Origin of the sequence: Micromonospora yasonensis, from assembly GCF_026013475.1 — a bacterium.
In the GTDB taxonomy this organism is placed as follows: Bacteria; Actinomycetota; Actinomycetes; order Mycobacteriales; family Micromonosporaceae; genus Micromonospora; species Micromonospora yasonensis.
In genome coordinates this window covers 1-6101 of record NZ_JAPDPH010000321.1, presented here as the reverse complement: position 1 = coordinate 6101, position 6101 = coordinate 1, and the positions used below count along the sequence as shown (strand labels likewise).

7 protein-coding genes and 1 pseudogene are annotated in these 6101 nt (G+C 74.7%); 4 read left to right on the top strand and 4 right to left on the bottom strand.

Translation table 11 applies throughout. From position 1 onward, the window contains the following. The first annotated feature begins 4 nt into the window (after window positions 1-4). From ONA70_RS34005 to ONA70_RS33990, 4 genes are all read left to right on the top strand, one after another. Entirely contained in the window at window positions 5-166 is a 162-nt protein-coding gene (locus tag ONA70_RS34005; protein ID WP_406601297.1) for a (2Fe-2S)-binding protein, read from the top strand. 93 nt (window positions 167-259) lie between these two features. Beyond that, a complete protein-coding gene (gene nirB, locus ONA70_RS34000) occupies window positions 260-2788 on the top strand; it encodes a nitrite reductase large subunit NirB (protein ID WP_265010583.1) in 2529 nt (842 codons plus the stop codon). Further along, entirely contained in the window at window positions 2785-3132 is a 348-nt protein-coding gene (gene nirD / locus ONA70_RS33995) for a nitrite reductase small subunit NirD (RefSeq protein WP_265010582.1), read from the top strand. Before nirB ends, nirD begins: the two co-directional genes overlap by 4 nt. Further along, window positions 3132-4220: a uroporphyrinogen-III synthase gene (locus tag ONA70_RS33990; protein WP_265010581.1), complete on the top strand. Its 1089-nt coding sequence runs from the start codon at window positions 3132-3134 to the stop codon at window positions 4218-4220. Before nirD ends, ONA70_RS33990 begins: the two co-directional genes overlap by 1 nt. Before the next feature lie 78 nt (window positions 4221-4298). On the opposite strand, the gene ONA70_RS33985 is transcribed toward ONA70_RS33990, so the two are convergent. The 4 genes and pseudogenes from ONA70_RS33985 to ONA70_RS33970 all read right to left on the bottom strand — a co-directional run. Then, window positions 4299-4916: a GTP-binding protein gene (locus tag ONA70_RS33985; protein WP_265010580.1), complete on the bottom strand. Its 618-nt coding sequence runs from the start codon at window positions 4914-4916 to the stop codon at window positions 4299-4301. After that, window positions 4897-5259 carry a DUF742 domain-containing protein gene (locus ONA70_RS33980; protein WP_265010579.1) on the bottom strand — a complete coding sequence of 121 codons (363 nt, stop codon included), beginning with the start codon at window positions 5257-5259 and terminating at the stop codon, window positions 4897-4899. Before ONA70_RS33980 ends, ONA70_RS33985 begins: the two co-directional genes overlap by 20 nt. 68 nt (window positions 5260-5327) lie before the next feature. After that, the gene (locus ONA70_RS33975; protein ID WP_091666130.1) at window positions 5328-5735 is read right to left on the bottom strand and encodes a roadblock/LC7 domain-containing protein; all 408 of its coding nucleotides are present in this window, start codon (window positions 5733-5735) and stop codon (window positions 5328-5330) included. Continuing rightward, window positions 5732-6101: pseudogene (locus ONA70_RS33970) on the bottom strand (ATPase); the annotation flags it as partial. The pseudogene ONA70_RS33970 and the gene ONA70_RS33975, both read right to left, overlap by 4 nt.

Genomic DNA, 6101 nt, shown 5'->3' with positions numbered 1-6101 from the left:
TGACGTGAGCAAGGGCGTGCTGGTGGCGTGCTGGCGCTCCGGCGCCCGGACCGTGGCGGAGCTGTCGGCGTCGACCCGGGCCGCCACCGGCTGCGGCGGCTGCCGGGACGCGGTCACCGGCATCGCCGACTGGCTCGCCGAGGCGGACCCGGTGGCGGCGCGATGAGCGCGCCGGACCGCCAGCCGGGCGCGGCCCGCCGACACGCCCGTCGGGCCACCCCGATGACAGTGACGCGATCGACCGCGTGGAGGTGAGGCGATGAGTGGCGGCAGGCTGGTGGTTGTCGGCAACGGCATGGTCGGGCAGCGCTTCGTCGAGGCGTTGCGGGCCCGGGACCACGACCGGCGCTGGCAGGTGACGGTGCTGGCCGAGGAGCGGCGGCCGGCGTACGACCGGGTGCGGCTGTCGGCCTTCTTCGACGGGGTGAGCGCCGAGGAGCTCACCCTGCACACCCCCGACGACGGGGTCGAGCTGCGGCTGGGCGAGCCGGCCCTCGGCGTCGACCGGGACCGGCGGGTGGTGCGCACCGCGGCCGGGGAGCACCCGTACGACGCACTGGTGCTGGCCACCGGCTCGTACGCCTTCGTGCCCCCGGTGGACGGCACCGACCTGCCGGGGGTCTTCGTCTACCGGACGCTGGACGACCTGGCGGCGATCCGGGCGCACGCGGCGGGCCGGCGGGCCGGGGCGGTGATCGGGGGCGGCCTGCTCGGTCTGGAGGCGGCGAACGCGCTGCGCCTGCTCGGGCTGGCCACCAGCGTGGTCGAGTTCGCGCCCCGGCTGATGCCGGTGCAGCTGGACGAGGCGGGCGGGGCGATGCTCCGCCGGTACGTCGAGGAGCTGGGCGTGACCCCGTACCTCGGGGTGGCCACCAGCGCGCTGCGGGCCGGCCCGGACGGGACGGTCGGCGCGCTGGAACTCTCCGACGGCCGCACGGTCGACGCGGACCTGGTCGTGGTGGCCGCCGGCATCCGGCCCCGGGACGAACTGGCCCGGGCGGCCGGGCTGCCGCTCGGCCCGCGCGGCGGTGTGCTGGTCGACACCACCTGCCGGAGCGCGGACGAGCGGATCTGGGCGGTCGGCGAGTGCGCCGCCGTGGACGGCACCTGCCACGGCCTGGTCGCGCCCGGGTACGCGACCGCCGAGGTGGTGGCCGACCGGCTGCTCGGCGGGGCGGCCACCTTCCCGGGCGCGGACACCGCCACGAAGCTCAAGCTGCTCGGAGTGGACGTGGCCTCGTTCGGCGACCCGCACGGCACCACCCCGGGCTGCCTCGACGTGACCTTCACCGACCCGGCCACCCGGTCGTACGCGAAGCTGGTCCTGTCCGACGACGCGAAGACGCTGCTCGGCGGCGTGCTGGTCGGCGACTCGAGCGCGTACCCGACCCTTCGGGCGAGCGTCGGCGGGCCGCTGCCCGGTCCCCCGCTGGCGCTGCTCGCCCCGGCCGGCGCGGGTACCGGCGCCGGCGCGCTGCCGTCCGCCGCCCAGGTCTGCTCCTGCAACGCGGTGACCCGGGAGCAGATCGACGCGGCGATCGCCGGCGGCGCGGTGGACGTGCCGGCGGTGAAGGCGTGCACCCGGGCCGGCACGAGCTGTGGCTCCTGCGTACCGATGCTCAAGCAACTGCTGGACGCGGCCGGGGTGCGGCAGTCCACCGCGCTCTGCGAGCACTTCGACGCCGGCCGGCAGGAGCTGTTCGACCTCGTCCGGGTCCGCGGCATCCGGACCTTCTCCCAGCTCATCGCCGAGCACGGGCGGGGGCGCGGCTGCGACATCTGCAAGCCGGTGGTGGCCTCGATCCTCGCCTCGCTCGGCACCGGGCACGTGCTCGACGGCGAGCAGGCGTCCCTCCAGGACACCAACGACCACTTCCTGGCCAACCTGCAACGCGACGGCAGCTACTCGGTGGTGCCCCGGATTCCCGGCGGGGAGATCACCCCGGAGAAGCTGATCGTGATCGGCGAGGTGGCCCGGGACTTCCGGCTCTACACCAAGATCACCGGTGGGCAGCGGATCGACCTGTTCGGGGCCCGAATCGAGCAGCTCCCGCAGATCTGGCGGCGGCTGGTCGACGCCGGGTTCGAGTCCGGCCACGCGTACGGCAAGGCGCTGCGCACGGTGAAGTCCTGCGTCGGCGAGACCTGGTGCCGGTACGGGGTGCAGGACTCGGTCGGGCTGGCCGTCGCGCTGGAGCTGCGCTATCGGGGACTGCGCGCCCCGCACAAGCTCAAGTCGGCGGTCTCCGGCTGTGCCCGGGAGTGCGCCGAGGCGCGCGGCAAGGACTTCGGCATCATCGCCACCGAGACCGGCTGGAACCTCTACGTCGGCGGCAACGGCGGCTTCCGCCCCCGGCACGCCGACCTGTTCGCCACCGATCTGAGCACCGCGGCACTGGTCACGCTGATCGACCGGTTCCTGATGTACTACATCCGCACCGCCGACCGGTTGCAGCGCACCGCCGCCTGGATCGAGGCGATGGACGGCGGCCTCGACCACCTGCGGGCGGTGCTGCTGGACGACTCTCTCGGGCTCTGCGCCGAGCTCGACGCGGCGATGGCCCGGCACGTGGCGTCGTACTCCGACGAGTGGCGGGACGTGCTGGAGGATCCGGAGCGGTTGCGCCGGTTCACCTCCTTCGTCAACGCCCCGGACGTGCCCGACCCGTCCATCACCTTCGCGGTCGAGCGCGGCCAGCCGGTGCCCGCCCGGGGGGCGCCGCCGGCCGCCGGCGCCGACCGCCGCCGCCAGCCGGTCGCGCTCGGCCTTCCGGAGGTACGCCGATGAGCCCCTCGCTGACTCTCGACTGGACGCCGGTCTGCGCGCTCGACCGGCTCGACCCCGACCGGGGCGTGGCCGCCCTGGTGGACGGCGTGCAGGTCGCGGTCTTCCGGGCCGGCGGCGAGCTGTACGCGGTGGACAACCTCGACCCGGTCGGCGGCGTGTACGTGATGTCCCGGGGGATCGTGGGCAGCCGGGCCGGCACGCCGACGCTCGCCTCACCCCTGCACAAGCAGGTCTACGACCTGCGTACCGGGCGGTGCCTCGACCTGCCGGGGGTGGCGCTGCGCCGGCACGAGGCGCGCTGCCGGGACGGGTTGGTCGAGGTGCGGCTGCGACAGGAGGAGTGATGCGGGAGGAACTGGCCGGCTTCACCATCGGGGTCACCGCCGACCGGCGGCGCGACGAGTTGGCCGCGCTGCTGCAGCGGCGCGGCGCGCGGGTGGTGCTCGCCCCGGCGCTGCGGATCGTGCCGCTCGCCGACGACACCGACCTGCGCGCGGCCACCCGGGCCTGCCTCGACCGTCCGCCGGACGTCCTGATGGCCAACACCGGCATCGGGATGCGCGGCTGGCTGGAGGCGGCCGAGGGGTGGGGGCTGGCCGAGCCCCTGCGCGACGTGTTCTCCCGGTCGTACGTGGTGGCCCGGGGCCCGAAGGCGACCGGCGCGATCCGGGCCGCCGGCCTGCGGGAGCACTGGTCCCCCGCCTCGGAGAGCTGCGACGAGGTGATCGACCACCTGGTCCGGCGGGGCGTGGCCGGCCAGGTGGTGGCCATGCAACTGCACGGCGAGCGGCAGCCGGAGTGCACCGAGGCACTGGAGGCGGCCGGGGCCACGGTGATCGAGGTGCCGGTCTACCGCTGGGCGCCGCCCACCGACCCGGCCCCGCTGCACCGGCTGATCGACCTGGTGGCGGGCCGGCTGGTCGACGCGGTCACGTTCACCTCCGCGCCGGCGGCGGAGGCGCTGCTGCGGGCGGCCGGGGACCGTACCGAGACGGTGCTGGCGGCGCTGCGTGGCGACGTGCTGGCCAGTTGCGTCGGCGCGGTCACCGCCGAGCCGTTGCTACGGCGCGGGGTGCCGGTGAGCGCGCCGGACCGGGCCCGGCTCGGCGCGCTGGTCCGGACGATCGTCGACGAGCTGCCCCGGCGGACCATGACCGTGCAGGCCGGCGGGCACCTGCTCACCCTGCGCGGGCACGCCGCGGTGATCGACGGGGAGCTGCGGCCGCTCGCCCCGGCCCCGATGGCGGTGCTGCGGGCGCTCGCCGCGTCGCCCGGGAAGGTGCTGTCCCGCACGGCGCTGCTGCGTACCCTGCCCCGGGGCGCGGACGAGCACGCGGTGGAGATGGCGGTCGCCCGGCTGCGGGTCGGGCTGACGGCCCCGCACGTGGTGCAGACCGTGGTCAAGCGCGGCTACCGGCTCCGGGTCGACTGAACGGAGGGGGCCCCTGTTTACCGCAGGGGCCCCCTCTCGACGGCGGGTACCGGCGCCGGTGCCGGCGCGCCTAGGCGGTCAGCCGACCGAGGCCGGGTAGCCGTGCTCGGCCTGAAGGCGGAGCATGGCGTGCTCGACGACCGTCACCAGCACCTGCTTGACCGAGTCCCGCTGCCGGGCGTCGCACATCACCATCGGCACGTCCGGCGAGATGGCCAGCGCCTCGCGGACCTCCTCGGCCTCGTAGTGCGACGCGCCGTCGAACCGGTTCAGCGCCACCACGTACGGCAGGTTCCGGTTCTCGAAGTAGTCCAGCGGGGCGAAGGCATCGGTGATCCGCCGGGTGTCCACCAGGACGGCGGCACCCACCGCACCCCGGATGATCTCGTCCCACATGAACCAGAAACGGGTCTGACCCGGCGTACCGAACAGGTAGAGGATCAGGTCCTCGGCCATGGTGATCCGGCCGAAGTCCATGGCGACCGTGGTGGTCTCCTTGCCCGGCACCTTCGACGGATCGTCGATGCCGACGCCCGCCGCGGTCATCAGCGCCTCGGTGGTCAGCGGCTGGATCTCCGAGATCGCGCCGACCAGGGTCGTCTTGCCCACGCCGAAGCCGCCCGCGATGACGATCTTCGCGGAGATGATCTCCCGGCTGCGGTTCGCCCCCGAGGGGTCATAGTTCGCGAAGTCCACTCAGCACCCTTCCAAGCAGGTTCATCCGCGCCGCGAAGCCCGTCGCGGGAGCGGCAGTGTGTAGCGTCAGCAGGCCCTCGGCCACCATGTCGGCGACCAGCACCCGGGTGACGCCCAGCGGCATCCGGGTGTACGCGGCGATCTCCGCCAGCGACTGCGCCCGGCCCTCGCAGACCGTGGCGATGCGGTATTTGTCGTGCCCCGCGAACCGCGCTTCGGTGCACTGGCTGGCGCTGCAGGACAGCACCGCCTCCAGCGCGATGTTCTGCAGCGGCTCCGTGCGGCCGCGAGTGACCGCGTACGGTCGCACCAGCGCACCACGCGGGTCCCGCCGTGGTTCCATCTCGCGATCACCTCCCTCCGTACGGAGCCGGACGGCTCCGGATCACCCCGTGCACATCGAACGCCCGGTCAGGACCGGACGGCGTCCCTCGGTAGCGGGGACAGGGCCTGGCCGACCCGCTCCACCAGCAGCGCCATCTCGTAGCCCACCTGGCCGACGTCGCAGCTGCGGGCCGCCAGCACCGCCATCGACGAGCCGTCGCTGATGGACATGAGGAAGAGGTAGCCACTGTCCATCTCGATCACCGTCTGGAGCACCCCACCCGCGCTGAACATGCGGGCGGCGCCTTCGGTGAGGCTCACCACGCCGGAGGTGATCGCGGCGAGCTGGTCGGCGCGATCCGTGGGCAGGTCGCGGGAGGAGGCCAGCAGCAGCCCGTCCGCGGACACCGCCACCACGTGGGCGATGCCCGCCACACTGTCGGCGAAGTTGGTGAGCAGCCAACCCATGTCCTGCATGGCCGCTGGCCTGTTCATCGGTTCGTCTCCTTGGTCGAGGTGCTGTTCAGGTCCGCGCCGGCCGTCCGTCCCCGCTGCACACCGCGGTGGTAGGCCGACAGCAGGCCGCGTACTTCGTCCGGCGTCCGCCGGGTGTGGGACCGCCCGCTCTTCGGCTCGATGCCACCGGGCACGAGCTGGGCCTGCGGCACCCGCTTGGGCAGGCCGGAGCGGGTGGTGCCACCGTTGCTGGGCTCCGCGGCCCGGCTGGCCCGCGACCAGCCCTCGTCGGCCGCCGTCCGCCAGGCGTCCGCGCCGGCCGCCGGGGCCGGCACCGGCGGGGGGGCGGCGGGCGGGGGGCGGGCCCCCCGCGGGGGGGGGGGTGGGGGGGGGGGGGGGGGGGGG